This is a genomic window from Streptomyces sp. MI02-7b, assembly GCF_033793585.1.
Lineage (GTDB): Bacteria > Actinomycetota > Actinomycetes > Streptomycetales > Streptomycetaceae > Actinacidiphila.
This window is the reverse complement of the sequence record NZ_JARAWX010000008.1, coordinates 129,959-150,963: the sequence shown is the minus strand read 5'-3', so window position 1 is coordinate 150,963 and position 21,005 is coordinate 129,959. Positions and strand designations below refer to the sequence as shown.

Annotated in this window: 13 protein-coding genes; 7 read left to right on the top strand and 6 right to left on the bottom strand. The window is 72.6% G+C overall.

Annotation, left to right across the window (positions count from 1 at the left end):
• Window positions 1-18: 18 nt before the first annotated feature.
• The 6 genes from sbnB to PV364_RS15480 form a co-directional block, all read right to left on the bottom strand.
• Entirely contained in the window at window positions 19-1,098 is a 1,080-nt protein-coding gene (gene sbnB / locus PV364_RS15505; protein ID WP_319660528.1) for a 2,3-diaminopropionate biosynthesis protein SbnB, read from the bottom strand.
• Window positions 1,098-2,129: a TauD/TfdA family dioxygenase gene (locus tag PV364_RS15500; protein ID WP_319660525.1), complete on the bottom strand. Its 1,032-nt coding sequence runs from the start codon at window positions 2,127-2,129 to the stop codon at window positions 1,098-1,100. The genes sbnB and PV364_RS15500 overlap by 1 nt, the downstream gene beginning before the upstream one ends.
• Entirely contained in the window at window positions 2,126-5,398 is a 3,273-nt protein-coding gene (locus tag PV364_RS15495; RefSeq protein ID WP_319660524.1) for an amino acid adenylation domain-containing protein, read from the bottom strand. The genes PV364_RS15500 and PV364_RS15495 overlap by 4 nt, the downstream gene beginning before the upstream one ends.
• A 33-nt stretch (window positions 5,399-5,431) precedes the next feature.
• Window positions 5,432-8,038: a Pls/PosA family non-ribosomal peptide synthetase gene (locus PV364_RS15490; protein WP_415924563.1), complete on the bottom strand. Its 2,607-nt coding sequence runs from the start codon at window positions 8,036-8,038 to the stop codon at window positions 5,432-5,434.
• A gap of 400 nt (window positions 8,039-8,438) precedes the next feature.
• Window positions 8,439-9,245: a hypothetical protein gene (locus PV364_RS15485; protein WP_319660522.1), complete on the bottom strand. Its 807-nt coding sequence runs from the start codon at window positions 9,243-9,245 to the stop codon at window positions 8,439-8,441.
• Window positions 9,242-10,897: a serine/threonine-protein kinase gene (locus PV364_RS15480; protein ID WP_319660521.1), complete on the bottom strand. Its 1,656-nt coding sequence runs from the start codon at window positions 10,895-10,897 to the stop codon at window positions 9,242-9,244. Before PV364_RS15480 ends, PV364_RS15485 begins: the two co-directional genes overlap by 4 nt.
• A gap of 179 nt (window positions 10,898-11,076) precedes the next feature.
• On the opposite strand from PV364_RS15480, the gene PV364_RS15475 reads away from it, so the two are divergent.
• From PV364_RS15475 to PV364_RS15440, 7 genes are all read left to right on the top strand, one after another.
• On the top strand, window positions 11,077-12,045 hold the full coding sequence (locus tag PV364_RS15475; protein ID WP_319660519.1) for a lytic polysaccharide monooxygenase: 969 nt from the start codon (window positions 11,077-11,079) through the stop codon (window positions 12,043-12,045).
• A 1,023-nt stretch (window positions 12,046-13,068) separates the two neighbouring features.
• Window positions 13,069-13,158, top strand: a complete 90-nt coding sequence (gene kdpF, locus PV364_RS15465) for a K(+)-transporting ATPase subunit F (protein ID WP_319660518.1) — start codon at window positions 13,069-13,071, stop codon at window positions 13,156-13,158.
• A complete protein-coding gene (kdpA, locus tag PV364_RS15460) occupies window positions 13,158-14,822 on the top strand; it encodes a potassium-transporting ATPase subunit KdpA (protein WP_319660517.1) in 1,665 nt (554 codons plus the stop codon). Before kdpF ends, kdpA begins: the two co-directional genes overlap by 1 nt.
• 83 nt (window positions 14,823-14,905) lie before the next feature.
• Window positions 14,906-16,939: a potassium-transporting ATPase subunit KdpB gene (gene kdpB / locus PV364_RS15455; RefSeq protein ID WP_319660744.1), complete on the top strand. Its 2,034-nt coding sequence runs from the start codon at window positions 14,906-14,908 to the stop codon at window positions 16,937-16,939.
• Between the two features lie 18 nt (window positions 16,940-16,957).
• The gene (kdpC, locus tag PV364_RS15450; protein WP_319660516.1) at window positions 16,958-17,581 is read left to right on the top strand and encodes a potassium-transporting ATPase subunit KdpC; all 624 of its coding nucleotides are present in this window, start codon (window positions 16,958-16,960) and stop codon (window positions 17,579-17,581) included.
• Between the two features lie 97 nt (window positions 17,582-17,678).
• Window positions 17,679-20,282 (top strand): ATP-binding protein, encoded by a 2,604-nt coding sequence (locus PV364_RS15445; protein ID WP_319660515.1) that lies wholly within the window; start codon window positions 17,679-17,681, stop codon window positions 20,280-20,282.
• The gene (locus PV364_RS15440; RefSeq protein WP_319660514.1) at window positions 20,279-20,962 is read left to right on the top strand and encodes a response regulator transcription factor; all 684 of its coding nucleotides are present in this window, start codon (window positions 20,279-20,281) and stop codon (window positions 20,960-20,962) included. Before PV364_RS15445 ends, PV364_RS15440 begins: the two co-directional genes overlap by 4 nt.
• The last annotated feature ends 43 nt before the right edge of the window (window positions 20,963-21,005 follow it).

Below are 21,005 nucleotides of genomic sequence, written 5' to 3'. Positions count from 1 at the left end.
CTCACTGGACGGGTCGCCTCATCCGTACCGCCTGAGTTCATGGAAGAAGTCGTCGACGACGGTCAGTTCCCCGGAGCGGACCACCTCGTCGTAGACGAACTTGCCGACCGCGAGGTCGAGCACGCCGAGACCGAAGGGCGAGAAGACGATGGTTTGGTCCGCGGGCACCGAGGCCCGTCCGGTCATGACGTCGCCGAGGGTGCCGTGCAGGAACTCCCGGGTGCCGGTGAGCTGTTCCGCCAGGTGCGGCGAGGTGTCGGCCTTCAGGCAGTGCTCGACGTCGTCGACGATGTTGAAGGAGTCGAGCACGATCTCCGGCGCGAGGTCGCGCAGCGACACGTGCAGCACCAGGGGGTGGTGCGCGAACCAGGACCGCTCGGACACGTGCGGCCGGCCGGCGACGGTGGCGAACACCACCAGGTCGCTGGAGCGGATCAGCTGCTCCGCGCTGTCGTACCGGGTGACGCGTCCGGCCGAGCGCGACTGCTCCAGGTAGCCCTGGAAGCCCGCCGCGCTGTCGGCGGACAGGTCGTGCACCCCGACCTCGTCGAACGTCCAGCCGGTCCCGGTCAGATAGGTGTGGATGTACCGGGCGATCAGCCCGGTGCCGATGAAGCCCACGCGCGCCGGGCGGGCCCGGCCCTTACTGAGCCGGTCGGCGGCGAGGGCCGCCAGCGCGGCCGTCCGGGTGGCGCTGATGATCGAACTCTCCAGGCAGGCGAACGGGTAGCCGGTGCCGTGGTCGTTGAGGATCAGCACGGCCGAGGCCCGGGGGATGTCCGCCGCCACGTTCTCCGGGAAGCTGGAGATCCACTTCAGGCCGTCCACCCGCAGGTCGCCGCCGATCGAGGCGGGCAGCGCGATGATCCGGGAGCTCGGCCGGTCGGGGAAGCGCAGGAAGTACGAGGGCGGGTTCACCGAGTCGCCGGCGCAGTGCAGCCGGTAGGCGGCGCCGACCAGTTCGGTGATCTCGTTCTCGCGGCCCCGCAGGGCCCGCTGGACCTGGCCGCCGGGGATCACCGCGAACGACGGCACCGCGGCCGGTCCGCGGGGCGCGGCCGGTCCGGGCGTCGGGGCGACGGAGTCGAGGGCGGTCATCAGGAACCCACCTCCACCGTCGGCGCGCAGTCGGCCAGGCGCACCGCGTCGGCCATGCCGACCAGCACCTCGCGCGGCCCGGCGAAGGGCTCCCTGCTGTGCGCGGTACGGATGTTGTCGACGAGCAGCAGATCGCCGGACTGCCACGGCTCGCGGACGGTGTGCGCCTCGTACACGCCGTTCAGCAGCCGCACGACGTCCTCACCGACCGGGTCGCCGCCGCCGAAGCGGGTGTTGAACGGCAGGCCGTCGGGACCGTAGACGTCCACCAGGTACTCGCGCACCTCGGGGTCGAGCGTCCACTCGTTGAGGAAGGCGATCTGGTTGAACCAGCAACGCCGCCCGCTGAGCGGGTGCCCGACCACCGCGCTGCGGCGCTGGCGGGTGCGGAGCGTGCCGTCGGGCTGCCACTCGAACGCGATCGCGTGGGCGCGGCAGTAGGCCTCCACCGCGGCGCGGTCGTCGGTGCCGAAGGCCTCGGCGACCGTCGCGCCGACCTCGTCGTTGTAGCTGCGGGTGAGCAGCCAGCCCTCGCGTTCGAACCGCTGGACCAGCTCGGACGGCAGCGCGTCCAGCACGGCCGTGGCGTCGGCCACCGCGGTGGCGCCGCCCTCGTCCGGCGCCTGGAGGCAGGCGAACATCATCAGGCCGGGGAACTCCAGCGCATAGCTGAGTTCGTGGTGCATGCACATCGGCTGGTTCTGCGGCCACTTCGTCGAGGAGTACACGCCGCCCGGGTGGGACTGCCGGGGTGCGAAGGACTCCCGCTCGGTCATCAGGCCGCCGGAGAGCCGGGCGAACACCGCGCCGGTTCCGGCCGCGTCGTGGAGCCCGAGGCCCCGGACGAGGACCGAGCCGTGCTCGGCGAGGACGCCGCGCAGCGCGTCGCGGTGCGCGGCCGCCCAGGCGGCGGCGTCATCGGCGGGACGGACCTGGAGCAGGGGCGGCGCCGACGGGCGCAGCTCCAGGTCGAGCAAGGAGGGCGGGGACGGTGAGGTCGACAAGTCGGTCTCCTCTCGGACGCCGGTCATGACGTGGCCGGCAGGGGGACGGCGCGCAGAACGGCGGCCGCGGCCGCCTCGGGACAGGTGCGCAGGAAGTAGTGGCCCCCGCCCGCGATCTCGTGGAGGTCCACGTGCTCGGCCAGCAGGCGCCATTCGGGGTAGCGGCGCCGGTGGTCCGCCGTGCGCGGGTCGTCGTCGGCGACGACCACGGTGACCGGCACCGTGAGCCGTGCGGCCCACGGCTTCTCCAGGGCGTGGGCGAGGTAGCGGTGCGCCGACACGCAGTCGTGGCGGTAGGCGGCGGCGACGTGCCCGGCGCGTGCGGCGTCCAGCTCGCCGAGTTCGGGGTGGCCGCCGTACGCGTTGAGTCCGAGGGTGAGCTCGGCGTCGCCGAGCGCGGTCAGCTCGGCGACCTCGGCACGGCGGCCGGCGGCGTCGCCCAGCAACTGCGCGGCGAGGAAGACCCGTCGGACCGCCACGCCGCGCTCCAGCAACCGCCGCGTGGTCTCCAGCGCGTAGGCGGCGCCGGAGGAGTGTCCCCACAGCATGACCGGACCCGCGCCGCGCGCGGCGACCTCCGCGGCCACCTGCTCGACGACCTGCGTCATCGGGGCGAACGGCTCACCGTCGGCGGCCGGATCGTGACCGGGCAGTTCGACGGCGAGGACGGCGGGACCACCGTTGCCCAGGGCCTTGGCCATCGGCTGGAAGTTGACCGCGTTGCCGCCGGCGTACGGGAAGCAGACCAGCACACCGGCGCGTGCCGGGTCGCCCGGATTCAGTTGCTGGAGCAGGCCGGAGCGCCGGGCCGAGCCGCCGGTGGCCCCGGCGCCCAGGAGCCCGGCCAGGTCGGCGAGCACCGGGTGGCGGGTGACGTCCTTCAACGAGACGGCGCGGTCCAGCAGGATCGCCATGCGCACCGCGGCCAGTGAGGTGCCGCCGCGCTCGAAGAAGTCGTCGCGCCGGTCGACGCGGTCCTCGGGGATGCCGAGCACCTGCGCCCAGGCCGCCGCCAGCCTCCGCTCGGCCGGGGTGCGCGGCGCCTGGCGCTCGTCCTCGGGGACGTCCAGCTCCCCGGCGAGCGCGGTCAGCGCCTTCCGGTCGATCTTGCTGTTGGCCGTCAGCGGCAGGATCTCCCGCCAGTGGAAGGCCGAGGGGATCATGTACGCGGGCAGGGAACGGCCCATCCGCTCCCGCAGGGCGACCGTCTCGACCGGCTGGGGGCCGGAGTGGAAGGCGACCAGCCGCGCGCCGCCGTCCGCGCCGTCCACGACCACCACCGCGCCGTCGCGGACGCCGGGCACCCGCACCAGGGCGTTCTCGATCTCGCCGATCTCGATGCGGAAGCCGCGCACCTTCACCTGGCTGTCCTGGCGGCCCAGGAACTCCAGGGTGCCGCCGGGGTGCCAGCGGCCGTAGTCGCCCGCCCGGTACAGCCGGCGGCCCGGGTGATGCGGGTCCTCCCCGAACGCCTGCCGGGTGCGCTCGGGGTCGTTGACGTAGCCGCGGCCGACACAGACACCGGAGAAGACGATCAGGCCGGGGGCGCCGAGCGGCACGGGGGACAGGTGCTCGTCGACGACGTACACGCTCACGTTCCGCACGGGCGGGCCGAGCGGGACCCAGCCGGTGTCGGGAGGCCGGTGCATGACCGCGTGGTTGGTGTCGTCCGAGGTCTCGGTCAGGCCGTACGCGTTGACCAGCGTGACCCCGGGCCGGGCCGTGAACCAGCGCTGCGTCAGCTCCTTCTTCAGGGCCTCGCCGGTGACCGACACGCACCGCAGGTCGGGCAGGTCGCGCGGCCGGCGTTCGAGGGCGGTCAGCACGACCTCCAGATACGACGGGACGACCTGGAGCACCGCGACCCGGCCCTCGGCGATCCGGTCCAGGAACCGGTCCACGTCCAGGATCACGTCCTGCTCGACGATGAGGGTGCGGCCGCCGGTCAGCAGCGCGGAGACGAGTTGCCACAGCGAGATGTCGAAGCACTGCGGCGCGGTCTGGGCGACCACCTGCCCCTCGGCGATCCCCAGGTCCTCGATCTTGGCGAGCAGGTGGTTCAGGAAGCCGGCGTGCTCGCACATCGCGCCCTTGGGCTCCCCCGTGGAGCCGGAGGTGAAGTAGATGTACGCGAGCTGGTCCGGCGCGACCGGGATGCCCAGGTCGGAGCCCGCGTGGTCCTCCTCGTACGCGGTGCCGACCAGCATCTTGCGGACCCCGGGCAGGTCCGGCAGCGCCTGGTCCAGCGTGGCGGTGCTGCCGGGCTCGGTCACCACGAGCGCGCAGCCGGCGCGGGACAGCACGGTGGCGATGCGGCCGGCCGGGAAGTGCGGTTCGACGGGGAGGTAGACACCGCCGGTCTTGAGGACCGCGAGGACCGTGGCCATCCAGTCCAGGTTGCGTTCCGTCACCACCGCCACGACGCCCTCGCGCCGCAGGCCGCGTGCCAGCAGGGCCCGGCCCAGCCGGTTGGCCCGGGCGTTGAGCTCCCGGTAGGTCCACCGCCGGTCGCCGTGGACGGCGGCGACGGCGTCCGGGTGCGCGCGCACCCGCTCCTCGAACAGCTCGTGGAAGGGACGGCGGGGCAGTTCCCGACGCGGTCCGCCCATCTCCTCCAGCTGGAGGTGGAGTTCGGCGGGGGAGAGCAGGCTCTGCCGGCCGTGCTCGTCGTCGGGCCCGTCGGCCATCAGCCGCAGCGCGGCCAGGTGGTAACCGACGATGCGGGCGGCGCTGTCCGCGTCCAGCACATCCGTGCGGTAGCGCAGTCGCAGCCCGCGCGGCGAGTCCTGCCCGGTGACACCGAGCCACAGCACGGTGGTCCCGGTGGGGTCGACGGCGGAGCCGCCGCCGGTGGGGTCCAGGACGGTCTCGAACGCCGGCCCGGTGCGGCCGAGTTCGCGGAGCAGGGCGTCGAGGGGGACGTCCTGGTGCGCCGACACGGCCGAAGCGGCGCGGTGCGCGTCCCGCGCCAGCGCCCGCCATGTCGCGGGCCGGGTGCTCAGCCGGCAGGGCAGCGGCGGGGTGTCCGCGGCGGCGACCCAGCCGGTCGTCACGTCGGGCTCGCCCGCGAGCGCGGCCAGCACCTTGGCGTGCGCGGCCAGCAGCACCGAGCCGAACGGCACGCCGAGTTCGCCGGTCAGCCGGTCCAGTGCGGCGACGAGGTCGGCGGGGACGGCCGCCGCGTGCTCGCCGAGGCCCGGCGACGGGTCCGCGGTCCACCGGGGGATCGCGGTGAAGCCGCCTGCTGTGAGCACACCGCGCCAGAACTCCCGGCCGGTGTCCGCTGCTGTGTTCATCGGAGCGTTCCTCCACTCACCGCTGACGCGGCGCTACTCTCGGCCGATCAGGGTGCTGCCGCAGGCGTGGACGCCGCCCGGGGCGGCGCTCCGCGCGGCGGCCGGAGCGTCCTCCGGCATCTCCCGCGCGGGGTTTCCACCCCACCGGGCGTGCGGGGGCATTTCCTCGCCCTTCATGAGGAAGGAGTCGGGGGCGAGTTCGGCACCGTCGTGCATCGTCACGCCGTAGTGGACGAGGGCGCCGATGCCGAGCGTGCAGCCGGCCCCCAGCGTGATGCGGTCGGACTTGAAGGTGCCGTCCTCCTGGGAGTGGCACTGGACGACGGTGCCCTCGTTGAGCGTGCAGTCGTCGCCGATGGTGGTCAGGGAGCGCTCCGGCAGGAAGCAGCCGTCGTCGAAGACCCGTTTGCCGATGCGCACGCCCATCAGCCGCCAGATCACGCTCTTCAGCGGCGTGCCGTTGAAGAACATGACGAACAGCGACGCCGCGGTCACCTTCCAGTAGCGCTCGTGCCGCCAGAAGGCCCGGTCGTAGATCGAGCAGTAGAGCGGCTCGAGCCCGCGGAAGCCGGTGGCCGCGCGCTCGGCGAGGACGAGGTAGGCGGCGGTGAACGCCAGCGTCACCACGTTGGCCAGGGCGACCACCGCGACGCCGTACGCCGGGTACAGGTCGTACAGGTCGGCGGCGAAGGACGCGATCAGGGCGACGCCGAAGAAGAACAGCCACCGCATCAGCAGGTGCAGGCCCATGGTGACGGCGTTGTGCCGGTTCTTCTCCCTCAGGCGGGCGTGGAACTTCTCACCGCTCTTGAGGTCGTCGAAGCGGCTGTCGCGCAGCACCGTGCGCGGGATCTCGAAGCTCGGCGACCCGAGCAGCCCGACGTTCTCCCGGACCTCGCCGTCGAGCGGCACCATGACCTTCGTGCCGAGCAGGCAGTTCTCGCCGGTCCTGCCCTGCGCGGGATAGGCGATGTGGTTGCCCAGGAAGTTGTGGGCGCCGATGGACACCCGGGTCACGCGGAAGGACGTGCCGGAGTACTCGGCGTTCATGATCGACAGTCCGTCGGCGACCATCGTGCCGCTGCCCACGGAACTCAGGTACGGGTTCTCGTGCTTGACCTCGGTTCCGAAGTTGGAACCGGTCTGCTCGACCTTCGACAGGTCGTACCCGAGGTGGCGCAGGTAGGGGACGATGGCCGAGCTGTCACCGAACAGCGTGCGGTAGAACCGCCGGTTGGTCAGCAGGCCGATGGCCCGGTGGACGCCGTAGCGGAAGCCGTAGAGCGAGTACACGGTGTCCGGCTTGACCAGCAGGTTCAGCAGCCGTGGCAGGGTGACGACGAGGAGCAGGCCGAGCAGCGCGGCCCCGAAGAAGAAGAGGAGGGACGCCGCCAGGGCGTCGGCGTAGAACGTCCACGAGCTCAGCGCCACGGGCCCCGGGTCGAGCAGCGTGGCGAACTGCGGGACCACGGCCAGCAGCAGGGACACACCGCCGACCGCGGCGGGCAGATACAGCGCCACCGCCATCAGCAGCTGGGAGAGGCTGTACACGGTCTTGCGCGCCCCGCCGCAGTCCGCGGCGGGCACCGTCATGAAGTCCGCACCCGCCCCGGGCTGCGCCGGTGAGCCGTGCCAGCGCTCGCCGGCCGGCACGCACTGGCCCCGGTGCAGGGAGGAGGCGTGGGCGAGCTGGGCGCCGTCACCCATGGAGACGCCGATGTCGAGCACCGTGACCTCGCCGACGAAGACGTCCTTCCCGAGGGTGACCGGGCCGGTCTGGATCACTCCGGACTGCGCCCGGTAGCAGCTCAGATAGGAGTCCTTGCGGATCACCGTGCCGTCGCCGATGGTCAGCAGGTCGGTACAGACCGGCAGGTGCCGCGACAGGACGGTGACGCCGCGGCCGATCCGCGCCCCCAGGGCCCGCAGGTAGAAGGAGTAGAGCGGCGAACCCACGAAGAGCATCAGCGGATTGATCCGCATGAGCGTCTTGGCGCACCAGAAACGGAAGTACGCCAGGCTCCAGATGCGGATCTGCTGCGGCTTCCAGCGACCCACCAGCAGCCACTTGCCGAGCACGGGCAGGACGCACAGGGACAGGAAGGCGCCACCGCCGAAGGCCACCGAGCGCAGGTAGGTCTCGAGCAGGCCGTGCCCGGCGGCCGTCCACTCCGCGCCGGTGGTCGCTATCAGCGCCACCACGTAGGCGTAGCCGAGGAAGAACAGCACCTGCAGGGTTCCGCAGAGAACGTGGTGCGGGGTGCCGACGGGCTCCGGCAGGGCCGGGGGAGCCGCTGGGGCCGGAGCCCGGGCGGGGGCGGCCGGGGACGGGCCGTCCGTCTCCGCGAGGGCCGCAGCGAGGCCGCGGACCGTGGGGTACCGGTAGATCTCGCGCATGGAGACGGCGGGCAGATCGGCGTGCTTCCTGACCCGCGCGCAGAAATGCGCCATCACCAAGGAGTCGGCGCCCAGTTCCTCGAAGAAGTGGCCGTCGGCCGGCACCCGCTCGACCCCCAGCAGGCCGGCCAGCATGTCGGCGAGGATCTCCTCGGTACCGGCCGCCGTGCCGGTGGTTTCACGCCGGGTGGTTGAAGGTTCACCCGAATCGTGCGCCAGGAGTTCGACGGATTCGTCCACGATCTGAGCTCCTTGAGGAGGTTTCGCCCCGCCGGCTGTCGGAGCCGCCGACTGCCGGTGTCCTCACGCCCCGGTTAATGCCGGGGCAAAAAATCCCAAATGCTTCGGTTAATGAGCTCTTCTTAAGCCATACAACCATATGTCGCTCCTCGTAGTCTCCGCTGATCTTCTCCGGGCTGCCACTCGGGCATGGCCGACGCGGTTCCGGCCGGATCCGGTCGCGGAGGTCCGCAGTGAAACCGGGGGCGGCCACTGATACCGTTGCCGTGGACGCCGAAGGCCACGGATTCACGATCTGTGGGCAGGCGGAAGGGCGCTCCGTACTGCGTTACTCAGCGTGTTCCTGCCGGGTCCGGTTGTGAGCCGGGGAACACCGCGAGCCGAGGTGCCGTCACTGTTCGTGTCAGGCGCAGGTGTAGGTGAACGCGGTCACCGCCGACCGGCTGCCGGGCGCGCTCACCCGCAATTCGGCTCGCGCGTCGTAGCTGCCGTGTCCGTGGAAGGTCCACAGCAGGTGCAGACGGGTCGTGTCGCGACCGCCCGGCACCTTTTCGTACAACGGCCCCGATGACGTTCCGTCATTGCGCAGCCAACGGTAAGTGAGCGTTCCGGCGCGGCCGTTGGTGCGGACGGTGGCGATCACGTCCACCCGGGTGTCGCAGGACGGTGCCGAGGGCACCGCGGCCACCGTGACCTCCCGCACCGCGAGCACCGGCCCGAACCGCTGCCACGCCAGGTAGGCCAGCACGGCGAGCAGGACGGCGCCCGCCAGGACGTACCGGCGCGGCCCGCGGCGCCGGGACGCCGCCTGGGTGCCGGGCACGGCGGGCGGGCGCAGCGTGCCGTGCCACACCTCCGCCGCGACGCTCGCGGCGCGGGCGGCGGCTGCCGGGGTCACGCCGGGGCCGAACCGCATGACCTCGCCGTCCACCCGGTCCGGGAGGGTGAGCGACGGCTCGCTGCGGGTCGCGGGGCGTGCCGGCGCTGCGGGCACGGGCTCGCGCAGCGTGGGCGCCGCGGCGGCGGGGGCCCAGTGCTCCGCGAGGACGGTCGCGCTGTAGTCCGCGCCCGGCTCCGGGCGCTCGTCGGCCGGTGGCGCGTACGCCGGAGGGACGGCGTCCTCGACGGGCGGCACGGCGTCCCGCGGCTCCTGGCCGAGCCGCCAGGTGCGCTTCGTGTCCTCCGGGGTCAGGTCACGCGGCTCGCTCACGAGATCACCTCGCACTGCCCCGCGGTGGAGCGGATCTGCTGCGTGGACTGCCCGTTGCCCGCCGCCGGGGAGGTCGACGCGACGGCCCCGAACCAGCAGCCCGACGTGCGCGGGAACGTGTGCGGTGCCGGGATCGTGTACGAGGTCTGCCCGTTCAGGTCGAAGACCGACGTACCGTCCGGTGCGCCGAGGTCGCCCTTGGCGGTGCCCTGGTACCAGGCGACGGTCAGCGTCACCGGTCGCGGGTCGCTCGTGGTGACCCGGAGGCTCGCCGACACGTCGAACGTCCCCGTCTGGGACAGCGAGGCGACGGACACCGATTCGACCGTCACGGGCGGCGTGGGCGAGGTCGACGTGGGCGGCGGGGTGGTCGTCGGCGGTGCGGGCGGTGTCGTGGTGGCCGTTCCGCCGGTGGGAGCGGTGGTCGTGGCGCCGCCGGTCGGCGGGGCCGCGGTGGTGGCACCCGCCGTGGCGGTCGTGGTCGTGGTCGTGGACGCCGACGCGGAAGCCGACGCCGGGGAACTCACGGAGGGGCTGCCGGACGGCGCGACCGTTCCGCCGGGTGCGCCCGAGCCGTCGTCCGCGGTGGCGGTGGCGGTGGTGGTGGACCCGGACCAGTTGGCGGTGGTCTGCCGGGGGGCCTCGCCGGAGGCGACCGCGGCGAAGGTCAGCAGACCCGCCAGGGCGAGGCCCCCGACGGCCGCCAGGAGTCCCTGCCGGCCGAGCCGCCGGGCACCCGGCCCGACCACGGTGGTGGCGAGCGCGGTCTGCGACCCCTGCGTCCTCGCCGAGGGGAACAGCAGCGGCAGCAGCGCCGCCAGGGCGGCCAGCCTGCGCTGACCGCGTTCCTCCCAGTCCGGCCCGTACGCGCCGCCCGCGACGGCCTCCAGCTCCGCGACGAAGGCCGCGGCGTCCGCGGGCCGGTCCGCCGGCTCCTTGGCCATCCCCCGACGCAGCAGCGGACGCAACTCCTCCGGCGTGCCCTCCTCGGGCACCGGGCCCTCGATGTGCTGCACGGCGAGTTCGGCGATGTTCTGGCCCGCGAAGGGCTTGGTCCCGGTCAGGCACTCGTAGAAGGTGGCCGTCGCCGCGTAGACGTCGGTGGCGGGTGAGGCGGACAGACCGGTCCACTGCTCCGGTGCCATGTAGGCGGGCGTGCCCGCCACGTCCGGGGTCTCGCCGCTGCGGGCCGCGATGCCGAAGTCGACCAGCTTGGAGGAGCCGTCCGCCGCGACGAGCACGTTCTCGGGCTTGTAGTCACGGTGCACGACACCCGTGCGGTGCGCTGCGGCCAGACCCAGCAGTGAGCCCTTCAGGACCACCAGGGCCGCCTCCGGCCCCGTCGCGCCCTCCTGCCGGAGCAGCGCGCGCAGCGCGATGCCGTCCACGAGCTCCATGACGATGGCCGCGCCGCGCGGGCCCTCGACGTACTCGTACAGGCGCACCACGTACGGTGTGTCCAGGCCGCCGAGCAGCTGCGCCTCGGCGCGGAACTCCCGCAGGAACCCGGCGTCGACCCGAAGCTCGTCGCTGAGGTACTTGATCGCCACGGGAGTTGACGTGGCGTCATGACGGGCCAGGACGACCCGCCCGCTGCCGCCCGAACCCAGTTCCGCGGACTCCGTGTAGCCCGGAGCGTGCCAGCCGCTCATCCCCTCGCCCCCCTCAGCGACGCACGGTACCCCCGCCCGTACGCGCTGTCCCCCTCACAGACACATTTCCCCCACCGCCGGTTCCCGGGGCCCGGCCGCTGAACGCAGGGCGCACCGCGTCCGTAGTACGGGGCGATCCGCGTACCCGACTCAGAACCGGCAAAGGGGAGGCGCCCGGCATGGCCCCATCGCGCCACGTGCTCAGAACCGTCGTCGCGGGGACCGCCGCGCTGCTCCCGCTGATGGCGTCGGCAGGACCCGCCGCCGCGCACGGGGCGCCCGTCGACCCCGTGAGCCGGGCCGCGGCGTGCGCGGCCGGCAGCGGGCGGTTCACCGGCACGGCGGCCTGCCGCGCGGCAGCGGCCGCCAACGGGGGCGGCGCCGCCTTCGCCGACTGGGACAACCTGCGGGTCGCCGGTGTCGCGGGACGTGACCGACAGGTCATCCCGGACGGGAAGTTGTGCAGCGGCGGCCTGCCCGCCTACCGGGGCCTGGACCTCGCGCGCGCCGACTGGCCCGCCACGCGGCTCACACCCGGCGCCGTCTTCACGATGCGATACGGCACGACCATCCCCCACCAGGGCACGTTCCGGCTCTACCTGACGAAGCAGGGCTACGACCCGACCCGCCCGCTCACCTGGTCCGAGCTGGCGACGAGCCCCTTCCTGACCGCCACCGACCCGGCGGTCGTGGAGGGTTCCTACCGGATCAGCGGGCGGCTGCCCGCCGACCGTACGGGCAGGCATGTGCTGTTCACGATCTGGCAGAACTCCTCGACCCCGGACACCTATTACTCCTGCTCGGACGTGGTCTTCCCGGCCGCGGCGAAACCGGCGGGCAGGAAGCCCGCCGCGCCGGTGAAGCCGACGCCGCGGCCCAGCCGCCCGAGCGCCACCGCCGAGCGGTCCGTGTCCGCGACGCCCACCGCGACGCCCACCGCGGCGTCCGCCGCGCCGTCCGCCGTGCCGCCGTCCGCGGCCTTCCCGGCGGTCGAGTCCCCCGACGCGCAGCCCGTCGCCGCCCAGGGCGGCGGTTCCGGCTCCGGCCCCACCGCCCTCGCGGTCGGGAGCGCCGCGGGCCTCGCCGTCACCGGCCTTCTCGCCCTCGCCCTGCGCCGCAGGCGCTCCCCGGGCACGCGCCCGGGCTGATCCACCGTCCCCCGCAGCCCGGGGTCACGCCGCCGTCGGATGGTGTGGTGCATCAGTGCGGTCTCCTGTGGTGAGGACCCGCGCCCCGCGACCGTCCGCAGCACGGCCTGGCGCACCCGCAGGGTGCGGATCTGCACCTCCAGCGCCTCCGCGTGGGCCGCGGCGACCTCGGCGACGGTGGTCTCGCGGCGCAGGATGCGAGGGATCGCGGCGAGATCGATGCCGAGGTCGCGCCAGCGTGCGGACGAGGCCGAGGCGGTCCAGTGCGGCACGGTCGTGGAGCCGGTATCCGGCGGGCGTGCGGTCGGTCGGCGAGGGTGGCGTCGTCGTCCATGTCCGCCGTCGTGGGGTCTCCCGCCGGGGGAGACCCAACCCCCCCTTGCCCGGCCCGGCCCGCGCCGCGGAGCCCGGGCCTGCGAAACGTCGGCCCTGAGTGACGGTGGGCACGCAGGCGGCGCGCGGTGCCCGATGTCGTGCCTGCCGGTGGGCCTGCGGGTGCTGCTCAGGGTGGGCTGTTTCCCCGGCGGTGAGCTCGCCGATGTCGTGAGCGGGGTGGCCTTGACGGTCCGGTCGGGGGTGCCGCCGTCGGCGGGGTTCGGTGCGGCGGGTGGCGTCAAGACGGCCGGGGACCGTCCCGGCGGGTGCTGGGCCCGGGGCCCGAGGGGCCGCCCGTGCGGCCACGGCGCCCGCTCGTCCCCTCGGGGGCGGACAGGCCCCGCCGCAGGCGGGCGGCTCCGGGCGGACGGGATCACCCCGGGCGGTGCGGGGCGTCAAAAAGCGTCAAAGCTGCGTTAAGCCGCCGCAGGGACCCGTATGGAAGCCGCCAACAAACCTGGTCAGGGGTATGGCAGGGCGCTTTTCTACGGAAGGCCGGTTCTCGCCGGCACCGCTTGCCCCGAGGGCGGGCGGTCACCGTGTCATTCGTCCCCCGGGGTGCTCTCGCATGCCAGACCTCTGGTTCCTCATCCTCACCGTCGTCGTTTTCGCCGTCATCGGCCTCGTGGCCAAGGGGGCGGAGCGGCTGTGAGCGTTGACAACATCGTCGGCCTCGTCGTCGCCGTGGCCCTGGTCGGATACCTGGTCGTGGCGCTGATTCACCCGGAGAAGTTCTAGTGAACGACACCCTCGCGGGCTGGCTCCAGATACTCGCGCTGGTCGGCGCGCTGGCCCTCTCCTACCGACCGCTGGGCGACTACATGGCCCACACCCTGACCTCCGTCAAGCACCTGCGCGTCGAGCGCTTCGCTTACCGGCTGGGCGGGGTGGACGGGGACGCGGACCAAAAGTGGTCCGTCTACCTGCGCAGCGTGCTGGCCTTCTCGGCCGTCTCCGTGCTCTTCCTCTACGGCTTCATGCGACTGCAGAACCACCTGCTGCTGTCCATAGGCATGCCCGCCGTGACCCCCGGGCTGGCCTTCAACACGGCCGCCTCCTTCGTGACCAACACCAACTGGCAGGCGTACTCGGGTGAGTCCGCCATGGGCCACCTGGTGCAGATGTCCGGTCTCGCGGTGCAGAACTTCGTGTCCGCGGCCGTCGGCATCGCCGTCGTCGCGGCCCTGATCCGGGGCTTCACGCGCAAGAAGACCGACCGCATCGGCAACTTCTGGGTGGACCTCACCCGGATCGTCATCCGCGTGCTGCTCCCGCTCGCCTTCGTCTTCGCGATCGTGCTCGTCGCGGCCGGCGTCATCCAGAACTTCCACGGCGCCGAGTCGATCTCGACCCTCGTCGGTGACCACCAGAGCCTGACCGGCGGACCGGTCGCCTCGCAGGAGGCCATCAAGGAGCTGGGCACCAACGGCGGCGGTTTCTACAACGCCAACTCCGCCCACCCCTTCGAGAACCCCAACGCCTTCACCAACTGGCTGGAGATCTACCTCCTGCTGGTGATCGCCACCTCCCTGCCGCGGACCTTCGGCCGCATGGTCGGGGACAACCGCCAGGGCTACGCGATCATCGCCGTGATGGGCGTGATCTGGGCCGCCTCGGTCGCCATCGTCACCGTGAACGAGCTGCACAGCGTGAGCAGCCAGGCCGGTCACTTGGCGGGCGGCATGATGGAGGGCAAGGAGCAGCGGTTCGGGGTGTGGGGCTCGGCGCTCTTCGCGGTGTCGACGACGCTCACCTCCACGGGCGCGGTCAACTCCTTCCACGACTCGTTCTCGCCCATCGGCGGCGGGATGACGATCTTCAACATGATGCTCGGCGAGATCGCCCCCGGTGGTACCGGATCCGGCCTCTACGGCATCCTCGTCCTCGCGATCATCACGGTCTTCATCGCCGGCCTGATGGTCGGCCGCACGCCGGAGTACCTGGGCAAGAAGCTCGGCGGCCGCGAGATGAAGTTCGCCTCGCTCTACATCCTCACCACCCCGGCGATCGTCCTGGTCGGCGCCGGCCTCGCCATGGCGCTGCCGGGTGAGCGGGCGGGCATGCTGAACAGCGGTGCGCACGGCTTCTCCGAGGTGCTGTACGCCTTCACCTCGGCCGCCAACAACAACGGCTCGGCGTTCGCCGGCATCACGGTCAACACCGACTGGTACAACACCGCGCTCGGTCTGGCCATGCTCCTCGGCCGCTTCCTGCCGATGGTGTTCGTCCTCGCGCTGGCCGGCTCCCTGGCCCAGCAGCAGCCGGTCCCGGCCACGGCGGGCACGCTGCCCACCCACCGGCCGCAGTTCGTCGGCCTGCTGACGGCCGTGATCCTGATCGTCGTCGGCCTCACCTACTTCCCCGCCCTCGCGCTGGGTCCGCTCGCGGAAGGTCTGTCCTGATGTCCCTGACCACCCTCGAACCCCCGACCGCGCCGGGGGCCGCATCGCCCGGGCCGCAGCAGCCCCACCGGGTCTCCGGCGGCATGCTGGACCCGAAGCAGATGCTCACCTCGCTTCCCGACGCGCTGAAGAAGCTCGACCCCCGGGTGATGTTCAAGAACCCGGTCATGTTCGTGGTCGAGGTCGGCGCCGTCCTGACCACCCTGTCGGCGATCAAGGACCCGAGCGTCTTCGCCTGGGTCATCACGGTCTGGCTGTGGCTGACCGCCGTCTTCGCCAACCTGTCCGAGGCCGTCGCCGAGGGGCGCGGCAAGGCACAGGCCGAGACCCTGCGGCGCACGAAGACCGACACCGTCGCGCGCCGTGTCACCGACTGGCGGCCCGGGGCCACCGGGCTCGCCGAGGAGCAGGTGCCCGCCTCCGGGCTGCGGCTCGGCGACCACGTCGTCGTCGAGGCCGGGCAGATCATCCCCGGCGACGGTGACGTCGTCGAGGGCGTTGCGTCGGTGGACGAGTCGGCGATCACCGGTGAGTCGGCCCCGGTCATCCGGGAGTCCGGCGGCGACCGCTCGGCCGTCACGGGCGGCACCAAGGTGCTGTCGGACCGCATCGTCGTGCGCATCACGTCCAAGCCGGGCGAGACCTTCATCGACCGGATGATCGCGCTGGTCGAGGGCGCCTCCCGGCAGAAGACGCCCAACGAGATCGCGCTCAACATCCTGCTGGCCTCGCTGACCATCGTCTTCCTGCTGGCGGTCGTGACCTTGCAGCCGTTCGCGATCTACGCGGGCGCCGAGCAGAGCATCGTCATCCTGGTGGCCCTGGTCGTCGCGCTCATCCCGACGACCATCGGCGGACTGCTGTCGGCGATCGGCATCGCGGGCATGGACCGCCTGGTGCAGCGCAATGTGCTGGCCATGTCCGGCCGTGCCGTCGAGGCCGCCGGTGACGTCAACACCCTGCTGCTGGACAAGACCGGCACCATCACCCTCGGCAACCGCCAGGCGGCCGAGTTCCTGCCGGTCGGCGCCGTCACCGCCGAGGAACTGGCGGACGCCGCGCAGCTGTCGTCGCTCGCCGACGAGACGCCCGAGGGCCGCTCCGTGGTCGTCCTGGCGAAGGAGAAGTACGGCCTGCGGGCCCGGCACGAGGGCGAGCTCGGCCACGCCGAGTTCGTGCCCTTCACCGCCCAGACCCGCATGTCCGGCGTCGACATCGACGGCCGCCAGATCCGCAAGGGCGCCGCGTCCGCGGTCACCGCGTGGGTCGCGCAGAACGGCGGGCAGGCCGGCGAGGACGTGCAGGCGCAGGTCGACCGCATCTCGCAGTCCGGCGGCACCCCGCTGGTCGTCGCGGTGAAGGACGGCGGCGCGGCCCGGGTCCTGGGTGTCATTCACCTGAAGGACGTCGTCAAGGAGGGCATGCGGGAGCGGTTCGACGAGCTGCGGCGGATGGGTATCCGCACGGTGATGATCACGGGTGACAACCCGCTGACCGCGAAGGCGATCGCCGAGGAAGCGGGTGTGGACGACTTCCTCGCGGAGGCGACGCCCGAGGACAAGATGGCGCTGATCAAGCGGGAGCAGGCGGGCGGCAAACTCGTCGCGATGACCGGTGACGGCACCAACGACGCCCCGGCGCTGGCGCAGGCCGATGTCGGCGTGGCGATGAACACCGGTACCTCGGCCGCCAAGGAGGCCGGGAACATGGTGGACCTGGACTCCAACCCGACCAAGCTGATCGAGATCGTGGAGATCGGCAAGCAGTTGCTGATCACCCGCGGCGCGCTGACGACCTTCTCCATCGCCAACGACGTGGCGAAGTACTTCGCGATCATCCCCGCGATGTTCGCGATCGCCTACCCGGGCCTGGACAAGCTCAACATCATGCAGCTGCACAGCCCGCAGTCGGCGATCGTCTCGGCGATCATCTTCAACGCCCTGATCATCGTGGTGCTGATCCCGCTGGCCCTGCGCGGCGTCCGCTACCGGCCGTCCTCGGCGTCCGCTCTGCTGACCCGCAACATCTGGGTCTACGGTCTGGGTGGCCTGGTGCTGCCGTTCGCCGGCATCAAGGTGATCGACCTGATCATCCAGTTCATCCCCGGACTCAGCTGAAGAAGAAGGCAATCCGACATGTTCAGCTCCCTTCCCGCCGTGGTCCGGAACCATCTGGCCGCCCTGCGCATGCTGCTGGTGCTCACGGTCGTCGCGGGCATCGTGTACCCGCTGGCCGTCACCGGTGTGGCGCAGGCCGTCTTCTCCGACCAGGCCAACGGCTCCAAGGTTACCCAGGACGGCAAGACCGTCGGCTCCAGCCTCATCGGCCAGAGCTTCAACCTCCCGAAGAAGAACCCCGACGACGCCGACGAGGTCGCCCAGCCGGACCCGAAGTGGTTCCAGCCGCGGCCCGGCGGCTACGACCCGCTCGCCACCGGTGCGTCCAACCTCGGTCCCAACAACGAGGACCTGATCAAGACGATCAAGGAGCGCCGCGCGGCCGTGGCCGAGTTCGACGGCGTGGCCCCCGGCGACGTCCCGGTCGACGCCATCACGGCCTCCGGCTCCGGCCTCGACCCGCACATCTCGCCGGCTTACGCCGACGAGCAGGTCGACCGGGTGGCCAAGGCCCGCGGCCTGGACACGGCCGAGGTGCGCAAGCTGGTCGCCGACCACGTGCAGAGCCGCGTCATCGGCTTCCTGGGCGAGGAACGCGTCAACGTACTCGAGCTCAACCTCGCACTCGCCCAGCTCGGGTGACGTCGCGTTCCAGCCGTATCGCACGGACCACGCCGCCCGGCGTCGCAGGCATCCTGCGACGCCGGGCGGCGTGACATCCCGCAAGGAAGGAACTCCGGTGACGCAGCCAGTCGTCACAGCCGGGACCGGCGCCCGCCAGGGGCGGCCCGGCAAACTGAAGGTCTTCCTCGGAGCCGCACCCGGAGTGGGCAAGACCTACCGGATGCTGGACGAGGGCCGCCGGCGCGCCGCCCGCGGGACGGACGTCGTCGTGGGCTACGTCGAGTGCCACAAACGGCCGCACACCGAGGCCAAACTCGACGGCCTGGAGATCGTCCCGCGCGCCGCACGGAGCTACCGCGGCGCCGACTTCACCGAGATGGACCTCGACGCGGTGCTCGCCAGGGCCCCCCAGGTGGCGCTGGTCGACGAGATGGCCCACACCAACATCCCCGGCGGGGCGCACGCCAAGCGGTGGCAGGACATCGAGGTGCTGCTCGACGCCGGGATCGACGTCCTCACGGCCGTCAACATTCAGCACCTGGAATCGCTCAACGACGTCGTCGAGAAGATCACGGGCGTGCCCCAGCGCGAGACGCTCCCCGACGAGGTCGTCCGCCGCGCCGACGAGATCGAGCTCGTGGACATGCCCGCCGAGGCCCTGCGCCGGCGCATGGCCCACGGCAACGTCTACGCCCCGGAGAAGGTCGACGCCGCCCTGTCGAACTACTTCCGGGTCGGCAACCTCACCGCGCTGCGCGAACTGGCCCTGCTCTGGGTCGCCGGGCGGGTCGACGAGGCCTTGCAGAAGTACCGCACCGAACACGGCATCGGCCGGGTCTGGGAGACCCGCGAACGCGTCGTGGTGGCGCTGACCGGCGGGCCGGAGGGCGAGACGCTGATCCGCCGGGCGGCACGCATCGCCGAGCGCTCCTCGGGCGGGGGCGCGTCCGGCGCGGGCGGCACGCGCGACCTGCTCGCCGTCCACATCGCCCGCAGCGACGGTCTGGCGGACGCCTCGCCCGCCGCGCTGTCCCGGCAGCGCGCCCTGGTGGAGAGCCTGGGCGGCAGCTTCCACTCCGTGGTCGGGGACCATGTCCCCACCGCCCTGCTGGACTTCGCCCGCGCCGAGAACGCCACCCAGCTGGTGGTCGGGGTGAGCCGGCGCGGCCGGCTGGCGCGCTTCGTCACCGGGCGCGGGGTCGGCGAGACCATCGTGGAACGTTCCGGCGACATCGACGTCCACATGGTCAGCCACGAACGGGCCGGCCGCGGGCGGCTCCTGTCCACCCCCAGCAACGACCTGCCCTTCGTGCGCAAGGTCGCCGGACCCGTGGCGGGATTCGTGCTGCCCGCGCTGCTGACCGTCGTGCTCGCGAACACCCGCGGGCACCTCAACCTCACCAGCGAGGCCCTGCTCTTCCTGCTCACCGTGGTCGGCGTCGCCTGCATCGGCGGGGTGGTCTCCGCGCTGCTGGCGTCGGTCACGGCCTCGCTGCTGCTCAACTACTTCTTCATCCCGCCCATCGGCCGGTTCACCATCGGCGAGACCAACAACGTGCTCGCCCTGGCCGTCTTCGCGGTCGTCGCCGTCACCGTCGCCACGATCGTGGACCGCTCCCTGCGGCTGTCCCGGCGCGCGGCCGGGGCGACGGCCGAGGCCGAGACGCTCTCCTCGCTGGCCGGGAACATCCTCCGCGGCGACCAGGCCGTGGAGGTGCTGCTGCAGCGTACCCGGGAGGCCTTCGGGCTGGAGTCCGCGGACCTCGTCCACAAGCCCTCCGGGCACGGCCGCCTCGCGGTCACCGCGGGGGACGGCGAGACGGGCGACACCGTCGCCGTCGCCGTCGGGCCGCAGGACACCCTCGTCCTGCGCGGGCGCCGGCTGGCCGCATCCGAGCGGCGGGTCCTGGTCGCCTTCGCGGGGCACGTGGCCTCCGCGCTGGAACGGGCCCGGCTCGCCGAGGTCGCCGCCGAGGTCGAACCCGTCAAGGCGGCGGACCGCATGCGGACCGCACTGCTGGCCGCGGTCGGCCACGACCTGCGCACGCCGCTGGCCGGCGCCTGGGCGGCCGTCAGCTCCCTGCGCAGCCGGGAGGTGGACTTCTCGGCCGAGGACCGCGAGGAACTGCTGACGACGGCGGAGGAGTCGCTGGCCCGGCTCAGCCGCCTCGTGGACAACCTGCTGGACATGAGCAGACTCCAGGCGGGCGCCCTCCAACTGACCCTGCGGCCGACGGCGTTCGCCGAGGTGGTACCCCTCGCCCTGGACAGCGTCGGCGACGCCACCGCTCCGGTGGTCACCCAGGGGCTGGACGAGGCACCGCTCGCGCTGGCCGACCCGCCCCTGGTGGAGCGGGTCGTCGCCAACCTGGTGACGAACGCGCAGCGGCACGCCCCGGAGGGCACCAAGGTCCTGATCGGCGCGAGCGCGCTCGGTGGGCGCGTCGAACTGCGCGTCGCCGACCGGGGGCCCGGGCTGCCGCCCGCCGACCGGGAACGGGTCTTCGCGCCGTTCCAGCGGCTCGGCGACACCGACAACACCACCGGGCTCGGTCTGGGGCTCGCGCTCTCCCGCGGTCTGACCGAGGCCATGGGCGGCACCCTCACACCCGAGGACACGCCCGGCGGCGGACTGACCATGGTGCTGTCGCTGCCCGTGGCGGACGCCCCCGGGGGCGTCGCCACCCCCACCCCCGGAGACGAGGAGGCCCTGGCATGAGGCGCGTTCTGGTCGTCGACGACGAGCCGGGCTTCCGCAAGGCCCTCGACATCGACCTCACCGCCCGTCACTACACCGTGTCCACGGCACCTGACGGGGTCACCGCCCTGACGCTGGTGTCCCTCAACCCGCCCGACGTGATCGTCCTCGACCTGGGACTGCCGGACATGGCGGGCATCGACGTCATCCTCGGTGTCCGGGCGTGGACCCCGCTGCCGATCATCGTGGTGTCCGGGCGGTCGGACCCGGCCGACAAGGTCCCGGCGCTGGACGCGGGCGCCGACGACTACCTCACCAAGCCGTTCTCCATGGACGAACTCGCGGCCCGGCTGCGTGCCGTGTTCCGCCGCCCCGCGGCCGTGGAGGAGCCGCAGACGGTCGACGTCGGCGGATACCGGCTGGACCTGGCCGCGTTCACCGTCGGCACCCGCCGCGGCCGGGGCAAGGCACCGCACCTGACCCCCACCGAGTGGCGGCTGCTCATGCCGCTGCTGCGCAATCCGGGCCGGCTGGTCACCGGGCGCCAACTGCTGCGCGAGGTCTGGGGACCGGGCAACGAGATGCGCACCAACTACCTGCGCGTCTACCTGGCCACCCTCCGGCACAAGCTGGAGCCGGACCCCGCCCACCCCCGCCACCTGATCACCGTTCCCGGACTCGGCTACCGCTTCGAGCCCTGAGCGGTCCGGGTACCCGGTCGCCACACGGCGGTGCGGACCACCC